This window comes from Polaromonas sp. JS666 (assembly GCF_000013865.1).
GTDB lineage: Bacteria > Pseudomonadota > Gammaproteobacteria > Burkholderiales > Burkholderiaceae_C > Polaromonas.
The window spans coordinates 3,322,687-3,341,559 of record NC_007948.1 but is presented as its reverse complement, the minus strand read 5'-3'; the positions used below and the strand labels follow the sequence as shown (position 1 = coordinate 3,341,559).

Annotated in this window: 13 protein-coding genes; 5 read left to right on the top strand and 8 right to left on the bottom strand. The window is 63.8% G+C overall.

Features of this window, described 5'->3' with window-relative positions:
• Positions 1-102 precede the first annotated feature (102 nt).
• Positions 103-3,756, bottom strand: a complete 3,654-nt coding sequence (locus BPRO_RS15785; protein ID WP_011484068.1) for a DUF2126 domain-containing protein — start codon at positions 3,754-3,756, stop codon at positions 103-105.
• A gap of 282 nt (positions 3,757-4,038) precedes the next feature.
• Between BPRO_RS15785 and BPRO_RS15780 the strand changes: the two genes are divergently transcribed.
• From BPRO_RS15780 to BPRO_RS15760, 4 genes are all read left to right on the top strand, one after another.
• On the top strand, positions 4,039-6,582 hold the full coding sequence (locus BPRO_RS15780) for a DNA internalization-related competence protein ComEC/Rec2 (RefSeq protein ID WP_049764132.1): 2,544 nt from the start codon (positions 4,039-4,041) through the stop codon (positions 6,580-6,582).
• 138 nt (positions 6,583-6,720) lie between these two features.
• Positions 6,721-8,217 carry a circularly permuted type 2 ATP-grasp protein gene (locus BPRO_RS15775; RefSeq protein ID WP_011484066.1) on the top strand — a complete coding sequence of 499 codons (1,497 nt, stop codon included), beginning with the start codon at positions 6,721-6,723 and terminating at the stop codon, positions 8,215-8,217.
• Between the two features lie 2 nt (positions 8,218-8,219).
• On the top strand, positions 8,220-9,182 hold the full coding sequence (locus BPRO_RS15770) for an alpha-E domain-containing protein (protein ID WP_011484065.1): 963 nt from the start codon (positions 8,220-8,222) through the stop codon (positions 9,180-9,182).
• A 361-nt stretch (positions 9,183-9,543) separates the two neighbouring features.
• On the top strand, positions 9,544-10,365 hold the full coding sequence (locus tag BPRO_RS15760) for a transglutaminase family protein (RefSeq protein WP_011484064.1): 822 nt from the start codon (positions 9,544-9,546) through the stop codon (positions 10,363-10,365).
• A gap of 52 nt (positions 10,366-10,417) precedes the next feature.
• On the opposite strand, the gene BPRO_RS15755 is transcribed toward BPRO_RS15760, so the two are convergent.
• The 3 genes from BPRO_RS15755 to BPRO_RS15745 are packed head-to-tail and all read right to left on the bottom strand — an operon-like array spanning position 10,418 to position 12,161.
• Positions 10,418-10,996 carry a YceI family protein gene (locus BPRO_RS15755; protein WP_011484063.1) on the bottom strand — a complete coding sequence of 193 codons (579 nt, stop codon included), beginning with the start codon at positions 10,994-10,996 and terminating at the stop codon, positions 10,418-10,420.
• 23 nt (positions 10,997-11,019) lie between these two features.
• Complete coding sequence (locus BPRO_RS15750; RefSeq protein WP_011484062.1) at positions 11,020-11,571, bottom strand: YceI family protein; 552 nt, start codon at positions 11,569-11,571, stop codon at positions 11,020-11,022.
• Positions 11,568-12,161, bottom strand: a complete 594-nt coding sequence (locus BPRO_RS15745) for a cytochrome b (RefSeq protein WP_011484061.1) — start codon at positions 12,159-12,161, stop codon at positions 11,568-11,570. Before BPRO_RS15745 ends, BPRO_RS15750 begins: the two co-directional genes overlap by 4 nt.
• 453 nt (positions 12,162-12,614) lie before the next feature.
• Here BPRO_RS15745 and BPRO_RS15735 point away from each other — a divergent pair, with 453 nt between their 5' ends.
• Positions 12,615-13,097, top strand: coding sequence for a cyclic nucleotide-binding domain-containing protein (locus BPRO_RS15735; RefSeq protein ID WP_041388867.1), 483 nt, complete (start codon positions 12,615-12,617; stop codon positions 13,095-13,097).
• Between the two features lie 101 nt (positions 13,098-13,198).
• Here BPRO_RS15735 and BPRO_RS15730 read toward each other — a convergent pair whose 3' ends face one another.
• The 4 genes from BPRO_RS15730 to BPRO_RS15715 all read right to left on the bottom strand — a co-directional run bounded on the left by BPRO_RS15730 (position 13,199) and on the right by BPRO_RS15715 (position 18,846).
• Positions 13,199-13,756 (bottom strand): DedA family protein, encoded by a 558-nt coding sequence (locus BPRO_RS15730; protein WP_011484059.1) that lies wholly within the window; start codon positions 13,754-13,756, stop codon positions 13,199-13,201.
• A 258-nt stretch (positions 13,757-14,014) separates the two neighbouring features.
• Entirely contained in the window at positions 14,015-15,103 is a 1,089-nt protein-coding gene (gene mltB / locus BPRO_RS15725) for a lytic murein transglycosylase B (protein ID WP_041388866.1), read from the bottom strand.
• A 40-nt stretch (positions 15,104-15,143) separates the two neighbouring features.
• Complete coding sequence (locus BPRO_RS15720) at positions 15,144-17,174, bottom strand: transglutaminaseTgpA domain-containing protein (RefSeq protein ID WP_011484057.1); 2,031 nt, start codon at positions 17,172-17,174, stop codon at positions 15,144-15,146.
• A 658-nt stretch (positions 17,175-17,832) separates the two neighbouring features.
• A complete protein-coding gene (locus BPRO_RS15715) occupies positions 17,833-18,846 on the bottom strand; it encodes a DUF58 domain-containing protein (protein ID WP_011484056.1) in 1,014 nt (337 codons plus the stop codon).
• Between the last annotated feature and the right edge of the window lie 27 nt (positions 18,847-18,873).

Sequence of the window (18,873 nt, the reverse complement as noted above, 5' to 3'; positions counted from 1 at the left end):
GCACCTGTAAGACAAGGTGATGACAGAGATGTTCAATCTGGCGGATCCCCCCGGATTTCGCCAGATGGCGCCAGTTTTTCCCACAGATTTCCGCAGAACTTCCTAGCGCAGGTCCAGCGTGAAGGGAAACTCCCGGCTCGGTTGAACCGGCCTGACCTGCATTTTCCCCGGGGTGTGGCCCATGCGGAAAAACCGGGTCAGGCGGCGGCTTTCGGCTTCATAGGAGTTGACCGGCAGCGTGTCGTAGCTCAAGCCACCCGGATGGGCCACGTGGTACTGGCAGCCCCCCAGCGAGCGCTCCATCCAGGTGTCGACGATGTCGAAAGTCAGCGGCGCATGCACGCCGATCGACGGGTGCAGGGCCGACGGTGGATTCCAGGCCTTGTAACGCACACCAGCCACGTATTCGCCGACCCGCCCGGTGCTTTGCAGCGGCAGGGCACGGCCGTTGACGGTGATGACGTGGCGGTTGTCGTTCAGGCCCGTCACATGGACTTCCACGCGTTCGAGCGAGGAGTCGACATAGCGCACGGTGCCGCCCGCCGAACCTTCCTCGCCCATCACATGCCAGGGCTCCAGCGCACTGCGCAGCGTCAGTTCGATGCTGTTTGCCGCCACCTGGCCAATCAGCGGGAAGCGGAATTCGAAATGCGGTTCGAACCAGGCCATGTCAAAGGGGTAGCCGGCCTCCACCAGTTCGGTCAGCACGTCGGCAAAATCCATGCGGATAAAGCTGGGCAGCAGGAAGCGGTCGTGCAGCTCGGTGCCCCAGCGTGTGACGCGGCCGTGGTAAGGGGTTTTCCAGAAGCGCGCGACCAGCGCGCGCAGCAGCAACTGCTGGGCGATGCTCATGCGGGCGTGGGGCGGCATTTCAAAGGCGCGCAGCTCCAGCAGGCCCAGGCGCCCGGTCGCGGAATCCGGCGAGTACATCTTGTCGATGCAGAACTCGCTGCGGTGCGTGTTGCCCGTCACGTCCACCAGGATGTTGCGCAGCGTCCGGTCGACCAGCCAGGGCGGCATGCTGGCGCCGTATTTCTGCCGGTTGTTGCGGATTTCACGCAGGGCGATTTCAAGCTCATACAACTGGTCATTGCGGGCCTCATCCACGCGCGGTGCCTGGCTGGTCGGGCCGATGAACATGCCCGAAAACAGGTAGCTCAGCGAGGGGTGGTTGTGCCAGTAGGCAATCAAGCTGCCCAGCACCTCTGGTTTGCGCAGAAAGGGACTGTCGGCGGGAGTGGCGCCGCCCAACACAAAGTGGTTGCCGCCGCCGGTGCCGGTGTGCCGGCCATCGGTCATGAATTTTTCGGCCGACAGCCTGGTTTCATGGGCGATCTTGTAGAGGAATTCGGTGTGCTCCACCAGCTCGCCCCAGTGGTAGGCGGGATGGATGTTGACTTCGATCACGCCCGGGTCGGGTGTGACCTGCAGCATTTTCAGGCGCGGATCGCGCGGCGGCGGGTAGCCTTCCAGCACGATGCTGACGCCCAGCGTTTGCGCGGTCGCTTCCACGGCCGCGAGCAGGTCCAGGTAGTCCTCCAGCCGCTCCATGGGGGGCATGAACACGTAGAGGGCACCGGTTTCACCGCTTTTGCTTGTGTTGGCCTTGCTGTCAGGGTCGGCCCGGGGTTTGTCTTTTGCCTTGTCCGCGTCTTTCGGGTCCTTTGGGTCTTTCGGGCCGTTGGCCCGAGCGGGGTCGCGGACCTCGACGCACAGCGCGGTGCGCGTCAGCCAGCCGGCAGACTCGAAGGCTTTGGGTGCGCGCTGCTCGTCGGCAGGAGGTGGCACGTGGCTTGACGGAGCGGCCGTGCTGGTGCCGCCGGTGCCGCCACCCATGCCGCTGTCGCCGGTGGGGCGAAACTGCAGGACGCGACTGGCCTGCGTCAGTGCCGCGTTGCCCGTCATGTAGCGCGCCATGTACTGCGCCAGCGCGCTTGCACTGCTGCCAGCAGGAGGGGGCGAGGCCCGCGAGACAGCCGCGGGTGCCGGCTGCGGAGCGCCCCGCGCCATCGCCGCCGCGGCGTTGTAGCGTGCGGCCAGCACCGATGTCGATGGCAAGGCCTGGCGCGGCGCAAACGGGTCGGCCTCGATCATGTAGGGGTAGTCGGTTTTGGACACCCAGGGTACCGAATCAAGCGGCAGGCGGTAACCCATGGGTGAGTCGCCCGGCATCAGGTACATGCGCTCATCGCGGAAGAACCACGGACCGGTGGACCATTTGGGCCCGGCCAGGGCCGGCGAGGCGGCCTCTTTCGCCTTTAGCGGGAGCACATAACCGACCACGGAGTCCAGCCCCTGCATGAAGACGCGGCGCAAACGCTCCCGTTCCATCGCGTCATCCAGGCGGGAGTCAAAGGGGTCGACGTTGACCGGCAGGCGCCGCTCGCGCCACAGGTAGTACCAGGTGTCTTCATAGCCCGGCGTGATGTAGTTCGTGGCCAGGCCCAGCTTGCCCGCCAGGGTCTTGATGAAACGCTGAGCGTCTGCGCTCGTGTATTGGCAGGGTTTGCGTTCATCGGCAAACAGGTCCGGGTTTTGCCAGATCGGCTGGCCATCCTTGCGCCAGAAAATGCTCAGCGCCCAGCGTGGCAACTGCTCGCCGGGATACCACTTGCCCTGCCCGAAATGCAGAAAACCGCCCTCGCCATATTCGGCACGCAGCTTTTGCACCAGTTCGGTGGCATAGCCGCGCTTGGTGGGCCCCAGCGCGTCGATGTTCCACTCCGCGGCGTCGCGGTCGGTGGTGGCCACAAAGGTGGGCTCGCCGCCCATCGTGAGCCGCACGTCGCCGGCCACCAGGTCCTTGTCCACCGCCTCGCCCAGCGCCAGCACCTCGGCCCATTGCGCTTCGGTGTAGGGCTGGGTGACGCGCGGTGATTCGTAAATGCGCTGCACCGCCATGTGGTGCTCGAACGTCACCTCGCATTCGTCCACGCCGCCCTCCACAGGGGCCGCGCTGGACGGTTCGGGCGTGCAGGCCAGCGGGATGTGGCCTTCGCCCGCCATCAGGCCCGACGTTGGGTCCAGCCCCACCCAGCCGGCACCGGGCAGGAATACCTCGCACCAGGCATGCAGATCGGTAAAGTCGGTCTCCGTGCCGCTGGGGCCGTCGATCGACTTGACGTCGGCCTTGAGCTGGATCAGGTAGCCCGACACAAAGCGCGCGGCCAGGCCCATGTGCCGCAGCAGCTGCACCAGCAGCCAGCCGGTGTCGCGGCAGGAGCCGCAGGCCAGCTGCAGGGTTTCTTCAGGCGTTTGCACGCCGGGTTCCATGCGGATGGAGTACTGGATGTCGGACTGCAGGCGCTGGTTGAGACCGACCAGGAAGTCGATGGTCCGCTTGGGACTCAGGTCGGTTTGCTCAAGATAGCGCTTGAACAGCGGTGTGGCGGTCTGGGTCGCCAGGTAGGGCGCCAGTTCCTGCTTCTGGCTGGCGCTGTAGTTAAAAGGAAATTCCTCGGCGCTGGGCTCCAGAAAGAAATCAAAGGGGTTGAACACCGCCATCTCGACGACCAGGTCCACCGTGACCTTGAATTCACGGGTGGGATCCGGAAACACCAGCCGGGCCTGGTAATTGGCAAACGGGTCCTGTTGCCAGTTGATGAAATGCTTGACCGGCTCGATGTTGAGGGAGTAGGACAGCACCCGGGTCCGGCTGTGCGGCGCAGGCCGCAGGCGCACGACCTGGGGGCCCAGTTTCACCGGGCGGTCGTATTTGTAGTGGGTGATGTGGCTCAGTGCAACGTGGATCGACAAGGCAGCCTCGCTTTTTCAAATAGGGCATCGGTGCGCAACAGCGCAAATCAAAACACAAAAAGAGCGGATCGCCCCATCGGGCAACCCCCGAAGCAGCTTACTCTGCTTCGGCTACATTTCTGCAAGCAAGAGCTGCGCCAAACAGGCTTTGTCGGCTTTTTGCGTCGTCCGGCCGTTGAACACGCAGCCATTGCATCAAACAACATTGAACAAAGCAATCAATAACAAGTGGGGGAGGAGGCTGTGGGCGACCGTGTATCAGCCAGACCATGGGCGGCCTCCATGGGGCCTGGCCTTGTCTTTGGCGGCTTCATCACCGGGGTAGCCTTGCAGCTGCAGCAGCCCGGTTTGTGGCCGGGCAGCCTGTATCCCGCATTGGCGGTGCTCGCGGCACTGGCGGGGGTGGTAATGGGCGCTTGGTGGCTCATGGCTGGCCGCAGCTCGCCTCTGACCCTGAACGTCAGGGGTTTTCGCGGTGTGGGTGTGGTGGCCCTGGCGCTCGCGGCCCTGCTGGGCTTTGGCCTGACGGGGTGGCGGGCCACGGTCTTTCAGTCGGCGGCACTCGACCCCGCGCTGGAGGGTCGCGATATTGCCGTGACGGGTGTGGTGCTGGCCATGCCGCAACCCGCCGAAGACGGCCTGCGCTTTCGCCTGGGTATTGAATCGGCCCGCCTGAATGGGCAAACAGTCACCTTGCCGCGGCATATCCTGCTTGGCTGGTACAGCGGCTTCGGCATGCGGGACGGCAGGGCATCGCCGGCCGAAAGCGCCGATCCGTCTGACCTTGCGCTGGAGCTGCAGCGCCAGCCGCAGGACTTGCGCGCGGGCGAGCGCTGGCAGATGACGGTGCGGCTGAAGGTCCCGCACGGCAACAGCAACCCGCACGGATTCGACTACGAACTCTGGCTGTGGGAGCAGGGCATTCAGGCCACCGGCTATGTGCGCGCCGGGCTGAACGATGCGCCGCCCCGACGGCTGTCCGGCGGCTGGGATCATCCGGTAGAGAGCGCCCGGCAGTCGGTGCGTGAAGCGATTTTCCAGCGCGTTGGCAACCGCCAGCTGGCCGGTGTAGTGGCCGCCCTGGTGGTGGGCGACCAGAACGCCATTGATCGCGCTGACTGGGATGTCTTTCGCGCCACCGGTGTCGCTCACCTGATGAGTATTTCGGGCCTGCACATCACCATGTTCGCCTGGCTCGCCTCCCTGCTGTTGAGCGGCCTGTGGCGGCGCTCTGCCGGGTTGACGCCCCGGCTTTGCCTGGCGCTGCCGGCCGTCAGCGCCGGAGCCTGGGGCGGCCTGTTGCTCGCGGTCCTGTACGCGCTGTTTTCAGGCTGGGGCGTGCCGGCGCAGAGAACCATCTGGATGCTGGCGACGGTGGTGTTGCTGCGGCACAGCGGCAAGCAGTGGCCCTGGCTGCAAACCTGGCTGCTGGCCATGGCGGTGGTGGTCACGCTGGACCCCTGGGCGCTGATGCAGGCGGGTTTCTGGCTGTCGTTTGTTGCGGTGGGCGTGCTGTTTGCTGCAAATCCAGGAGCGTCTGGTGCCCGTGATTCGGCGGGTGATGGCCCGCTTCTCTCAGGAAGTCCGGTGAAGCAAGGGTGGGTGCCGCGGCTGTTGGCAAAACCGGCTGCTGCCTTGCTGCGCGCCGCCCGGGAGCAATGGGTGGTCACGCTGGCGCTCACGCCCCTGTCGCTGCTGCTGTTCAACCAGGTGTCGCTGGTCGGCCTGCTGGCCAACGCGGTGGCCATTCCCTGGGTGACGCTGGTTGTGACGCCGCTGGCCATGCTGGGCGTGCTGTGGGCGCCGGTGTGGGACGCGGCGGCGTGGGCCGTGGGCCTGCTGGCGGTCTTTTTGCAGTGGCTGGCCGCCTGGCCGCTGGCCTCTGTCAGCGTGGCCGCGGCGCCGCCGTGGTGCGCTGCCTTTGGTGTGCTGGGGGGTGTTTTGCTGGCGCTGCGCCTGCCCTGGCACTGGCGCGCTCTGGGCGTGCCGCTACTGCTCCCCGTACTGCTGTGGCAACCGGTGCGGGTCGCGCCGGGGCAGTTTGAGTTGCTGGCAGCGGACATCGGGCAGGGCAATGCCGTACTGGTGCGCACGGCCACCCATTCGCTGCTGTATGACACCGGCCCGCGCTTTTCGCGCGAGAGCGATGCCGGGCACCGCGTGCTGGTGCCGCTGCTGCGCGCCCTTGGTGAGCGACTGGACATGCTGATGCTGAGCCACCGGGATATCGACCATATTGGCGGCGCGCGGGCCGTGCTGGCCATGCAGCCGCAAGCCAGCCTGCTCAGCTCGATTGAGGACAGCCACGAGTTGCAGGCTGTGCGCAAATCGGCCCGCTGCACGGCGGGCCTGCGCTGGGTCTGGGATGCGGTGACTTTTGAAGTGCTGCACCCGGTGGCCGCCGACTACGAGGCGGCGAACAAATCCAATGCCATGAGCTGCGTGCTGCGTATCTCCAACGGCGCGCAGACCGCCTTGCTGGCGGGCGACATCGAGTCCGCCCAGGAGCTCCGGCTGGCCACCAGCGGTGACCCGCCTGGCCTGAAGGCCGACTTTTTGCTGGTGCCGCACCACGGCAGCAAGACCTCGTCGAGTGCTGTGTTCCTCGATGCCGTCCAGCCCCGGCTGGCGCTGGTGCAGGCAGGCTACCGCAACCGGTTTGGCCATCCGGTGGACTTGGTGGTGGCGCGCTACAACGAACGCGGCATCAGGCTGCTCAGGTCGCCGCAGTGTGGGGCAGCCGTCTGGCAGAGCCTGAAACCGGCGGACATCACGTGCCAGCGGCAGGCAGGCCAGCACTACTGGCATCATGTGCCTGAGCCATAAGGAAAAGGAGAAAAAAAAGGATTCCACCGGAAGTGAAAAAGAAAACCGCGACGTGATACCCGATTCGCCAATCTGGCGCATAACTTGCTAAGCTAGTCATCACTACGCCATGCGCAAACCTTGCTGGAGACCAAGCCAATGAGCCGACCCATGTTTGACGAGATGAATGCAACGGAGTCCAGCATTCGTGACCATTACCAGGGCTATCAGCGCTGGCTGGCCAAACAGCCTCCCGAAGTGATGGAGGCGCGCCGCGCCGAAGCCGAGATGATTTTTCGCCGCGTCGGCATCACCTTCGCCGTGTATGGCGCCAAGGACGAGGACGGCGCAGGTACCGAGCGGCTGATTCCATTCGACCTGATCCCCCGGATCATTCCGGCCCAGGAATGGGCCAGCATGGAAAAGGGGCTGGTGCAGCGCGTCACGGCGCTGAACCGCTTCATCCACGACGTCTACCACGGCCAGGAGATCATCAAGGCCGGCGTGATCCCGTCCGAGCAGATTTTCCAGAATTCCCAGTTTCGCCCGGAAATGATGGGCGTGGACGTGCCCGGCAACATCTATTCGCACATCAGCGGCATCGACATCGTGCGCGCGCCCAATGCACAGGGCGAGGGCGAGTACTACGTGCTCGAGGACAACCTGCGGGTCCCTAGCGGCGTGAGCTACATGCTGGAAGACCGCAAGATGATGATGCGGCTTTTCCCCGAACTCTTCAGCGAGAACCGCGTGGCGCCCGTGGCCCACTACCCCGATCTGTTGCTGGAAACACTGCGGGCCATGGCTCCGCCCGCCACGGCCGAGCCGACTGTCGTGGTGCTCACGCCCGGCATGTACAACTCGGCCTACTTTGAACACGCCTTCCTGGCGCAGCAAATGGGCGTGGAACTGGTCGAAGGTCAGGATCTCTTTGTCAGGGACAACTTTGTCTATATGCGCACCACGCGCGGGCCGCGTCGGGTGGACGTGATCTACCGCCGCGTCGATGACGATTTCCTGGACCCGCTGGCTTTCCGTCCCAACTCCACGCTGGGCTGCGCGGGGCTGCTCAATGTCTACCGCAGCGGCAATGTGTCGCTGTGCAACGCCATCGGCACCGGCGTGGCAGACGACAAGTCGATCTATCCGTACGTGCCGAAAATGATCGAGTTCTACTTGGGCGAAAAACCCATCCTCAAGAACGTGCCAACCTACATGTGCCGCAACGCTGAAGACCTGCAGTACACCCTGGCCAATCTCAAGGATCTGGTCGTCAAGGAGGTTCATGGCGCGGGGGGCTACGGCATGCTGGTGGGGCCGGCCGCCACTCAGGCCGAAATCGAGGACTTCCGCCAGGCGCTGCTGGCCAACCCCTCGGGCTATATTGCCCAGCCCACACTGAGCCTGTCGACCTGCCCCACCTATGTCGAAAGCGGCGTGGCGCCGCGACACATCGACCTGCGGCCCTTTGTGCTGAGCGGCAAGGACGTGCAGATGGTGCCGGGCGGCCTCACCCGCGTGGCGCTGAAAGACGGCTCGCTGGTGGTGAACTCTTCACAGGGCGGCGGCACGAAGGACACCTGGATATTGCAGGAAGGCCATGGCATGCCCATGCAGACGCAATCACAGTCACAGTCAACGGTTGGAGGTGTTTGATCATGCTATCAAGAACTGCTGATCACCTTTTCTGGATGTCGCGCTACACCGAGCGCGCCGAGAATACCGCGCGCATGCTTGACGTGAACTACCAGACCTCGCTGTTGCCCCAGTCCGCGGCGGTGGCGCAAGGCGGCTGGCAGAGCCTGCTGAGCATCAGCGAACTCAAGCCGGCCTATGCGGCCAGGTACGGCGACAGCATCAATCCGCGTGAAGTGATGGACTTCATGGTGCGCGACGAGAAAAATTCGTCAAGCATCATCTCGTGCCTGAAAAACGCCCGCGAAAACGCCCGCGCCGTGCGGGGCACTCTGACCACCGAAGTGTGGGAGACGCAAAACCAGACTTACCTGGAAATCATCCGCATGCTGCGGAGCAGTGACTTCGAGCGCGACCCGGGCCAGTTTTTTGAATGGGTCAAGTTCCGTTCGCATCTCTCGCGCGGCGTGACGGCGGGCACCATGCTGCAGGATGAGGCTTTTCATTTTCTGCGCCTGGGGACCTTCCTGGAGCGGGCCGACAACACCGCCCGGCTGGTGGATGTTAAGTTCCATGCGGTGGAGAATGATTTTCTGGGCGCAACCGGTGAGAAAGACCAAGAGTACGACTTCTACCACTGGAGCGCGATTTTGCGCAGCGTGTCCGGCTTTGAGGTGTACCGCAAGGTGTACCGCGACGTCATCAAGCCCGAGCGCGTGGCCGAGCTGCTGATCCTGCGGGCCGACATGCCGCGCTCCCTGCTGGCCTGCCTGAACGAGGTCATGAGCAATCTCGCCATGGTGACCAGCGACGCGTCCAGCGAAACGCAGCGCCGCGCCGGAAAATTGCGCGCCGATTTGCAATATGCCCGCATCGACGAAATCCTCGCGACCGGCCTGCATGCCTTCCTGACCCAGTTCCTGGACCGGGTCAACGAAATCGGCGCGCACATCAGCCGCGAATTTCTCGTTCCGGCGACCAATTGAAACAGCATGAGGTCACGGCGGCCGCAGCGCCGGGCCGCCCCAAGCAAGGCCAGCCCCCTCGGGGCTGGAGCCTGCGGCTCCAAACCTGCTTGAGCAGGTTTGGACAGGCGACAGAGGCGCAGCGTCTCGCCAGCCGCGGCCTGCAAGGCCTCGAGAGTTACGCGAAGCGAACGAACGTGGGGGCGATGGCCGCAGTGCCGGGCCGCCCCAAGCAAGGCCGGCCCCCTCGGGGGGCAGAGAGTTACGCGAAGCGAACGAACGTGGGGGCGATGGCCGCAGCGTCGGGCCGCCCCAAGCAAGGCCAGCCCCCTCGGGGGGCAGAGAGTTACGCGAAGCGAACGAACGTGGGGGCTCTTATTCCATGAAACTGCACGTGAGGCATACGACCGACTACCGCTACACCGAACCCCTGCGCTACGCGTTGCAGACGCTTTGGCTGACCCCGCAGTCCGGCCCGGCGCAAACGGTGTATTTCTGGAGCCTGGGTGCGCCCGAAAAGCTTTTTTCCCAGCTCGACGCCTTTGGCAATCCCATCCATTCCTACACCTTCGTCGGCCAGGAGGCTGACAACGTGCGCTGGAGCCTGGTCAATGCGGCCGGTGACGTTGAAACCCTGGGGGTGGCCGAGTTCACCGATGCGGCGAACCTGCCGCATCCGGACTTCTTCTTGCGGGCCACGCATCTGGCCCAGCCAGACCCGGTGCTGGCTGAGTTCGGCCGCCGTTTTGTCACGACTTCCGCCATCCGGGGCCAGGCCGATTTGGGCATGCTGTTGGCCCTGAGCCAGGGTGTGGCAGGGGCGGTAAGCTATCAAAAAAATAGCACCAGCGTGACGACCACGGCGCTCGAGGCGTTCAAGGCCGGTGCAGGCGTGTGCCAGGATCAGGCGCACGTGATGGTGGCGATCTGCCGCGGCCTGGGCATTCCTGCGCGTTATGTGAGCGGTTATTTTTACGCGGCCAACGAGCCTGACCTGGCCAGCCATGCGTGGGTGGATGTGTGCCTGGACGTCGCCAGCCGGCGCTGGGTCAGCATCGATGTAACCCACAGCTGCCTGATTGACGAGCGCCATGTTCGGCTGGCCATGGGAACGGACTACAACGCCTGCCCGCCGGCCAAGGGTGTGCGGCAGGGCGGTGGCAAGGAAACCATGACGGTGGACATCACGATCCAGCCCGTTTGAACGGCGCTACGCTGGCCTGTCGCCAGCAGGGCGCAGAACGCGGCAGGCATCCTCAACGCTTGAGCGCCTCCATCACCACATGGAGGGTGATTTCGTCCCTGATCAGCGGCACGAACCGGCCCAGATTGAACTCACTGCGCTTGACCTTGCCGGTGGCGTTGAGCCCGCAGGCCGGTTTGCGCAGCATCGGGTGCATCATGCATTTGAAGTGCGTGACCGTCAGGGTCACAGGCCGGGTGATGCCCTTGACAGTCAGATTGCCTTCGACGGCGGTGACGTCATCGAGCTTGCCGAAGCTCAGCCGGCTCGACTTGAAGGTAATGACGGGAAACTGCTCGGCATCAAAGAACATGTCGCTGCGCAGGACCTGGTCGAACAGCAGCGAGCCGGTGCTGACCGACTGGACGTCGATGCTCACCTCCACGCTGCCCACCTGGTTGTCAAGGTCCAGGGTGATGGTGGCGTCGACCTTGTCGAAACGGTCGCGCTGCGTGCTGTAGCCCAGGTGGTTGAATTCGAACCAGGCGAAGGTGTGGTCCGGGTCGCGCTCATACACATCGACGACGGCGAACGCCGAAGCCAGGAATAGATTGCCCAGCAGCGCTACAACAAGTTTTTTCATTTCTTTCATGAGTAACTCCTGACGGTGGGCCGCTACGGTTCAAGGACCAGGTGAAACTGCACCATCACTTCGTTGGCCACCACGCGAACATCGCCCCAGGTGCCTCCGCCGATGCCGAAATCCAGGCGTTTCATCACAAAAGAGCCTTCCATGACGGCCTGCTTGCCACTGGTCTTGAGCACCGCGTTGACCACCACGGGCTGACTGGCGCCCTTGATGCTCAGGACCCCGCTGACCTGGAAGCGGCCGGCGCCCTGCGACTGGATCTGGCGCATCTCGAAGCGCGCCTCGGGATGGCGGCTGGCATCGAACCACTGCGCACCCACTACCTCTTCATTGACCTCCCGCAGGCCGGTGTCGACGCTGGACAGGTCGATGCGCAGCTGTCCGCGGGCCGCGGCGGGCGCCTCGGGGTCGAAGGCAAGGCTGGCGTCGAATTTGCGGAAGGCCCCATCCACCGGGACGCCCATTTGCCGCGAGGTAAAGCGGATATGGCTGCCCGCCAGGTCGAGCCGCCGGTATTCGGTGGCCTGGACACATGCGCAGGACAGCAGCAGGGCCGCAGCGACAGCAGGGAATCTCATGGGCGGGCTCCCTTGAACCGGAACATCCGGCCCAGCAAGCCGTCCCGGTCGATGAAATGGTGTTTGAGCGCCGCTGCGACATGCAGGCTTACCAGACCCAGTAGCGCGTAATTGAGGATGCGGTGCAGCGCTTGCAGAAACAGCCCCAGCGCCTCGTTTCGGGCCACCATGTCCGGCAGCGGCCACAGGCCCAGGTAGACCGTCGTCACGCCTTTGGCCGAACTCATCAGCCAGCCCGACACCGGCACGCAGGCCATCAGCAGATACAGCAGCAGATGGTTGGCATGCGCCGCGCTCAGCTCCCATGCCGGCATCGCCGTGGGCAGCGGCGGCGGCGCGTGCCGGACGCGCCAGCCCACGCGCAGCAGCAGCAGTGCTGCCACCGTGACGCCGATCCACTTGTGGTACGAATAGAGTTGCAGCTTGAGCGGACTGAGCGGCAGTCCGACCATGTACAGCCCGACGGAAAACCCCGCCACCACGAGCAGGGCCATGGCTGCGTGCAGGGCGACTGCGGTGCGGGTGTAAGAAGCGGGCTGCAAGCGGCTCTCCAAGGGTTGGGTGAGCTTTCTCAGCCATTGTGATGCCATGCTTGGGGCCAACGCAAGCGCTCGGCAAATTCTGCACTGCCCGGATAAAGCTGATTTTCTTTCCGCAAGCCGGGCAGATCGATGCCTGTGCGCACAGGGTCGATGCAGGCGGCCGTCGCTGCTAGGCTGTTGCCAAACTGGGAGTAGATGTTGCAACGCAAGATCTGCCCCCCGGCTCTGAAGGGTTTTGAGCTTGCGGGCGTGAGCGGTGATCCCTTTGGCCTGCCGGAAGCGACGGGCGCTGATGGCTGTGCGGCGAGAGGCTATGCGGCAAGACTTGACACGCATGGGGAAAAGAGAGGTATCAGGGCAAATCCGACTTGTACTTGCGCGTAGATTTGCAAAATGGGAGACTGCATCTTCGATTTCATAGTCGCAATACAAGACCTTTTCCCCAACCTTTTTCCCAAGTCTTGCCGCCATGATGCGAACCGCCCCAACCGGACACCAAACATGGAAATTCTCGACCCTGCAACACTCCACGAGTACCTGGCCGCCGACGCCTTCGAGGAAATGTCGGCATTCGGCGCGCTGTCGCAGAGTTTTGTCGCGAAGCTGCTGGCCGACGGTGAAGTGCTGAAGTTGACAGCCAATGAGACCCTCTACCGCAAGGGCGATACCGCCAATAGCTTCTTCGTGTTGCTAAAAGGTCAAATCACCGTTTATGAGGATACCGACGGCGGCAAGGACATCATCCGAACTATGAACGCGGGAGAGAGTGTGGGCTTTCCGGCAATGATCGCGCTGCGACCGCGGCGCTTCAGTGGCGATGCCACCACCGATGACTGCATCGTGGTGAAAGTCTCGAGTCAGGTGTTTGCCGACCTCTATGCATGGGACCCGCAGCAATTCGCCATTTTTTTCATGAGCCTGTCGCGCGATATGAGCCGTTTTCTGAGCGACACCGCGGGCAGACCGGGAAAGCCCCAGGATTAGCGAAGCGCGGTCCGTGCTTCGCCGCGCCGCTCCACTTTTGATCGCTTTTAATGCCCATTTCACAAGGGGGTGTTGCATTGCAAGACCTGACCCGGGGGCTGTTAGCGACGGCGGGCGTGTAGCCAACGAACCAAGCCGATGAGAACAGCCACCGCAATAATCAGCAACAGCGCCATTTCCTCATGCCGCTTGAGGTCAGGAATCAGCGATTGCAATGCTTGGCCGAAAAGATAGCCCGCCCCGCCGATCAGCACGGCCCATAGCGCAGCCCCAAGAAGGTTGAGCAACACGAATCGCCATGCCGGCACATCGCTCATGCCAATTATGAGCGGGCCAACGATGCGAAATCCATACATGAAACGGACCCCAACGATGAGGGCGGCGTGGTAACGCAGTATCAACTGACTGACCGGTTGGGCGCGTGAGGCTAGACGTGGGAAGCGCGAAAGCAGGGGGCCGCCGTAGTACCGCCCAAGCAAGAGGAAAATCTGGTCACCCACCGTACCGCCACAGAATGCCAGCGTGATGACCAGGGGGAGCGACAGGTAACCTTGATGTGCTGCGAAACCGGCCAGGATCAGGATGGTTTCGCCTTCGAGAACGCTGCCGACGAATACGGCCAGGTAGCCATATTGAGACAACACGTCGGTTAGCGACATCGGTCACCTGGCCGGCTAGCGCCGCACCCATCCGGTGTCAATGGCTCGCGCCATGATTTGCCAATAGATGCACGCTGCCAAACTTGTGGGGGGGCAGGTCTTGCATTGCAACAATCCAACAATCCAACATCAACTCCAGCGACAGAATTTGAATGGAAAACTACCCAAGCCCTTGCACATACTGCGCAAGAGGCTCTCAAGTTCATAGCACTTTCCGTCTTAACGAGTTTTTACCAGTGCCACCATGCAGCCCGCCCGTTACGGCGTGGCTGGCTTGACCCGCGCAGCCACTTCCCGCCCCAGCTCAATCACCGCCATGGCGTAGTAGCTGCTCCAGTTGTAGCGGGTGATAGCGTAAAAATTTTCGGTGCCCGCCACATAGCTCGGTGCGTCCGGCCCGTTGAGCAGTTCGATCAGCGCGAGCGGGCCGGCGTGTTGCAACGCGGCGCCTTCCAGCACCGCGCCTTTGGCGGTGAAGCTGGCCACGCCGAAGGTTGGCAGGATGTCGGGCGCCATCAGGGCGTCCATGTCCAGGCGACTGGTGTCAAAACTCACCGGGTAGTGCGTGGGCATGCCCGGTTGCCAGTTGAAGGCCTTGAAGTAGCTTGCGACCGAGCCAATCGCATCAGCCGGGCTGTTCCACAAATCAATGGTGCCGTCGCCGTCGAAGTCCACCGCGTACTTGATCCAGCTGGAGGGCATGAACTGGGGCATGCCCATGGCGCCGGCATAACTGCCTTTTGCCTCAAAAGGGTCGACGCCGCGGCGGCTTTGCAGGGTCAGAAACTGCTCGATTTCGCCTTTGAAAAACTCGCTGCGCTCCGCAGCCCGCGGGTGGCTTGCCGGAAAGTCGAAAGCCAGCGTGGCCAGGGCGTCCATCACGCGAAAGCTGCCGGTGTCGCGGCCGTAAATGGTTTCCACGCCAATGATGCCGACGATGATCTCGGCCGGCACGCCGTATTCCTTTTCGGCACGCTCCAGTGCCGACCGGTTGGACGTCCAGAAGCGCGCGCCAGCCTCAATGCGGATGGGGTCGATGAACCGGCTGCGGTACACCCGCCAGTTCTTGACGAAGGGTTTGTCTGAGGGCTGCATCAACCGCGAGATCGTGGGGATATACCGCGAATGCCCGATGGTGTCGCGTACCCAGTTCGCGTCCAGGTCGCGCCGGCTCGCCAGGTCGTCGGCAAACTGCATGGCATCGGGGCGCGTGGCATAGAGCGGGCCCTGCGCCTGCGCTGAGTTGCCAGCCACCGTTTTCTTCACGGGCTTTGCGCCGGCAAGCCCTGCCGTGCCGGCGAGGACGGTTATCAAAACCAGCGCAAAACTGAACTTGTAAAGAGGCATCTGAGGCTTCATGAGGAGAAAACGGGGCGATGCTTCAATTTTAAGCAGGCCATGCCAGCGCGCTCCATTGCTGCCGCAAGCGCCTGATTTCCCGGCGCTGGCTGCGCTGGCCGGAAGACGTCGCCGCGTAGCGCTGCAGCTCCAGCTGCATCAGCCAGTCGTGCAGTGCCTGCCCCGGGCTGCCGCTTCCGCCGCCATAGCGTGCCAGCACCTGCTGCGCCAGCTGGCGCGGCGGGGTGGCCGGGGTGCTGTCTATACCGGCTTTGGCGAGCCGCCTGCGTGCGCGGGCCAGCAGGCGCAGCCACGGGTCGTGCTGGGTGCGGTCCCACAGCGTCCAGGCGGCGCCCAGCAGTGCCGCCAGCACGATGATGCCCAGCAGAACGTAGCTCAAATCCTCCCAGCTCGGGGAGTCAAAGCCGATCTCCTTGAGCAGGTTGAGCTGCTTGCCCTGGGTGTAGTTGAGCACCCACTGGTTCCAGCCGTTGTTGACCGCTTCCCAGGTGGCGCGCAGCTGCGCCGCCAGCGTCGGGCTGATGTTTCCCAGTGTCTGGGCCACTACGCCCTGGGGCGCAGCGAGCCGCTGGAAGGCGCCGGTGCGCCCGGGGGCAACCGCCGAGGTCGGGTCGACCCGTACCCAGCCGCGGTCCTCTTGCCAGACTTCTGCCCAGGCATGGGCGTCGCTTTGCCGCACCACCCAGAAGCCATCCACCCCGTTCAATTCACCGCCCTGGTAGCCGGTCACGATGCGCGCGGGGATATCCATCGCCCGCATCAGGATCACAAAGGCCGATGCGATGTGTTCACAAAAACCCTCCTTGCGGTCAAACCAGAATTCATCGGCCGTGTGCTGGCCATACACGCCGGGCTCCAGGGTGTAGGTGTAGCCGCTGCGCAGGCGATCCAGCACGAGCTGAACCAGTTGGGCATTGCTGGCGTTTCGGTAGCGCGGGTCACTGCGTATCTCGTTGGCCAGCGCGAGGGTGCGCGGATTGAAGCCGGGGGGCAACGCCACAAACTCCCGCAACCCGAAGACCGGCCGCGTCGGCCCATGCCGAAAGATTGGGTAGCTCTGTGCCTTGTAGCGAACAAGGTCGGTGATCGGACGATTCACCGTCCATTGCAGGTCGGCCTGCATGACGCTTCGATAGCCCGGCAACACCGGGCTCTGGGCTGCGGCTTCCATCACAAAAAGCCATGGACGGCTGGTGGGCTCCAGCGTGACTTCGTAGCTGACGGGAGCGCCCGCCACGGACAGATTGCTGCCCACCCCGCCCTGGCCGCCACGCGGGGAGAAGTTGAACAGCGGCGGTCGCCACTCCCGGCCATCAAAGCTGGACATCACGGGGCCGCGAAAATACAAATCCTGCTGGGGTGGCGGGCGGCCTTCAAACCGGATGCGCATGGCCACGCTGTCGTCCAGCGCCAGGGTGGCGATGTTGCCCACCTGCATGCTCGCACTCAGGCCGCTGCGGCCGGTCATGGCATCGCTGGGAACGCCCCAGAGCGGCGCCAGCCGCGGGAACAGCAGGAACAGCACCACCATGATAGGGGCGCCGAGCAGGACCATCCCGCCGGCGGTCCGCGCGGCCAGCGCCAGCGGCGGTTTGCCGACCGGCATGTGGGCATTGACGAGCACGGTCAGCAGCCCCAGCAATCCCAGCAACATGCTGGCTGCGGTGAGCAGTGATTGCGAATAAAAAAAGTTGCTCAGCATGCAGAAGAAACCGAGGAAGAACACCACAAACGCATCGCGCCGGGCGCGCAATTCCAGGGTTTTCAGCGTCAGCAACACGACCAGCAGGGTGACGCCGGCGTCGCGTCCCAGCAGGGTACGGTGGGTCATCAGCGTGGCGGCAATGGTCAGGGCCAGCAGGCCGACCAGCCACCATTTGCCCGGCAGCGGCCGGGACTGCAGCGTCAGCCAGCCGCGCCAGACCAGCACAGCGCCGGCCAGTGCGCTGCACCACAAGGGCAGGTTGCCCACCTGCGGCAGCAGCACCCACGCGATGACCAGCAGCAGGAACAGCGTGTCGCGGGCTTCGCGGGGGAGGGTGGTGAGGCGGGTCAGCATCGCTGCTCCTGCTCCTGCTGGCTGCCCGAGCCGCTGATCGGGTATCGTCTTTGCCGCGGGGTTTTTTGGGTCTCTGCTGAGGGCTGCTGGCCGGGGGTAGCCCGGCGGCTACTCACTTTTCTTTTGCTTCGCCAAAAGAAAAGTAAGCAAAAGAAAAGGCGACCCGCAGTCTGGGTCCCTGCGCTGCGCTTCGGGCAACCTGCGGTGCTCGAGGCAAGCGGGGTCTCGCTCGAACTCGCCTTCGGCTCAGACAATCGCGAGCCCTGATCCGCTTGCCTCTGCGCTCCTCGGCCCAGCCAGGACGGGGCAGTCCGAATAGCAAATACCGAACCCCAAGACAAAAAAGACAAGGACAAACAAGGACACGCCATGGCGTGTCCTTGTTTCTTCAGGTAGTCGGTATTGGTATCCGCGCCCCACCCGTCCTGGCTGGGCCGAGCAGCGCAGATGGAGGCGGGATCAGGGCCGCAGCTGTTTGAGCCGCAGGCGAGTTCTGCGGACCCCCGCCGGAGTCGAGCAGCACAGGTTGCCCGAAGCGCAGCGCAGGGACCCAGACTGCGGGTCGCCTTTCTTTTCCTTAGGTTTCTTTGGCGAAGCAAAGAAAAGTAAGTCGCCCGCCGGGGCGAATCCCGGCCAGCAGCCGCAGAAAAACCCCCTGTCAACATACAGCCAGTGCCTCCAAACACTGCCGCTTATGCGCCTCCCCACTGCCAGGCTTGATCTCCAGCGCAGGCAAGCGCACGCCGTAGTCCAGCCCCAGCTTGTCGGCCAGCAGAATCCATGCGCAAAGCCGCGACAGCTTTTGCTCGACACCCGAAGAACCCGCCTGCATGAAATCCAGCCAGAGCTCATGGCGCTGGGCCTGCTGCGTGTCGCGCACCACCAGGCCGTTACCCTGTTCGTCGGCCTTGGCGGCCTTTTTCCAGACCACCAGCTTCATGGGGTCACCGCGCCGGTAGCCGCGGATGCCGTCGAACTCGCCAGTGCTTTGCGCCCGCGCTGCCGCTGCGGCACCGCCGGAGCGCGGTTCCCCGGGGGGCAGTGGCGGCGGGTGCAGTTCAGGTGCAGGGTAGACCAGGAGTTGGGCCGCTGGCCGCCAGACCGTCCAGACCCGGAAGGTGCCCAGCGGGAAGCGTGTTTCCGCCGTCAGGGTTGGAAGGCGGTGCAGGCCGCGGCGCGGCGGCGTGAAAGCGACCTGCACCACGCTGCTGCCTTGCGCCGGCACATCGGTCCAGGCCCAGTGCCGCTCGCGGCCTTTTTGCGCATCCACGTCGTGCGGGTCGAGCACACTCAGCCCGATGCCATGGCGCGCTGCTCGCCGGGTGTTCGTGAGTTTGACGTCGAAAGAGGCTGTGGCCCCCGCGTATTGGGCGGGTGGCGCTTTCAAATTCATGGCAAGTCCGCGTAGCGTGCCATGGCACACATGCATGCCCACCAGGGCGCTGCCGGCCAGCATAAAGGTCAGCAGGTAACCCAGATTGAGCTGGTAGTTGATCGAGGCGACCAGCAGCACCAGCAGGGTCACGCCGAGCATCAGGCCGGGGCGGGTGGGCAGGATGTAAACGTTGCGCTGCGTCAGCATGACGCTGTCGGTGAAAGGCAGCTTGCTCTGCCACCAGTGCTGGAACCGGCTGCGTATGAAAGCCAATGGACTGATGATGGCCGTATTCATCGTTTGTCATTCCGGCCTTGAGCCGGA

What these genes read in the sequence shown, in the direction of transcription:
- BPRO_RS15780 (WP_049764132.1), top strand. Translation starts at nt 4,039, where the DNA reads ATGGGGCCTGGCCTTGTCTTTGGCGGCTTCATCACCGGGGTAGCCTTG.
- BPRO_RS15775 (WP_011484066.1), top strand. Translation starts at nt 6,721, where the DNA reads ATGAGCCGACCCATGTTTGACGAGATGAATGCAACGGAGTCCAGCATT.
- BPRO_RS15770 (WP_011484065.1), top strand. Translation starts at nt 8,220, where the DNA reads ATGCTATCAAGAACTGCTGATCACCTTTTCTGGATGTCGCGCTACACC.
- BPRO_RS15760 (WP_011484064.1), top strand. Translation starts at nt 9,544, where the DNA reads ATGAAACTGCACGTGAGGCATACGACCGACTACCGCTACACCGAACCC.
- BPRO_RS15755 (WP_011484063.1), bottom strand. Translation starts at nt 10,996, where the DNA reads ATGAAAGAAATGAAAAAACTTGTTGTAGCGCTGCTGGGCAATCTATTC.
- BPRO_RS15750 (WP_011484062.1), bottom strand. Translation starts at nt 11,571, where the DNA reads ATGAGATTCCCTGCTGTCGCTGCGGCCCTGCTGCTGTCCTGCGCATGT.
- BPRO_RS15745 (WP_011484061.1), bottom strand. Translation starts at nt 12,161, where the DNA reads ATGGCATCACAATGGCTGAGAAAGCTCACCCAACCCTTGGAGAGCCGC.
- BPRO_RS15735 (WP_041388867.1), top strand. Translation starts at nt 12,615, where the DNA reads ATGGAAATTCTCGACCCTGCAACACTCCACGAGTACCTGGCCGCCGAC.
- BPRO_RS15730 (WP_011484059.1), bottom strand. Translation starts at nt 13,756, where the DNA reads ATGTCGCTAACCGACGTGTTGTCTCAATATGGCTACCTGGCCGTATTC.
- mltB (WP_041388866.1), bottom strand. Translation starts at nt 15,103, where the DNA reads ATGCCTCTTTACAAGTTCAGTTTTGCGCTGGTTTTGATAACCGTCCTC.
- BPRO_RS15720 (WP_011484057.1), bottom strand. Translation starts at nt 17,174, where the DNA reads ATGCTGACCCGCCTCACCACCCTCCCCCGCGAAGCCCGCGACACGCTG.
- BPRO_RS15715 (WP_011484056.1), bottom strand. Translation starts at nt 18,846, where the DNA reads ATGAATACGGCCATCATCAGTCCATTGGCTTTCATACGCAGCCGGTTC.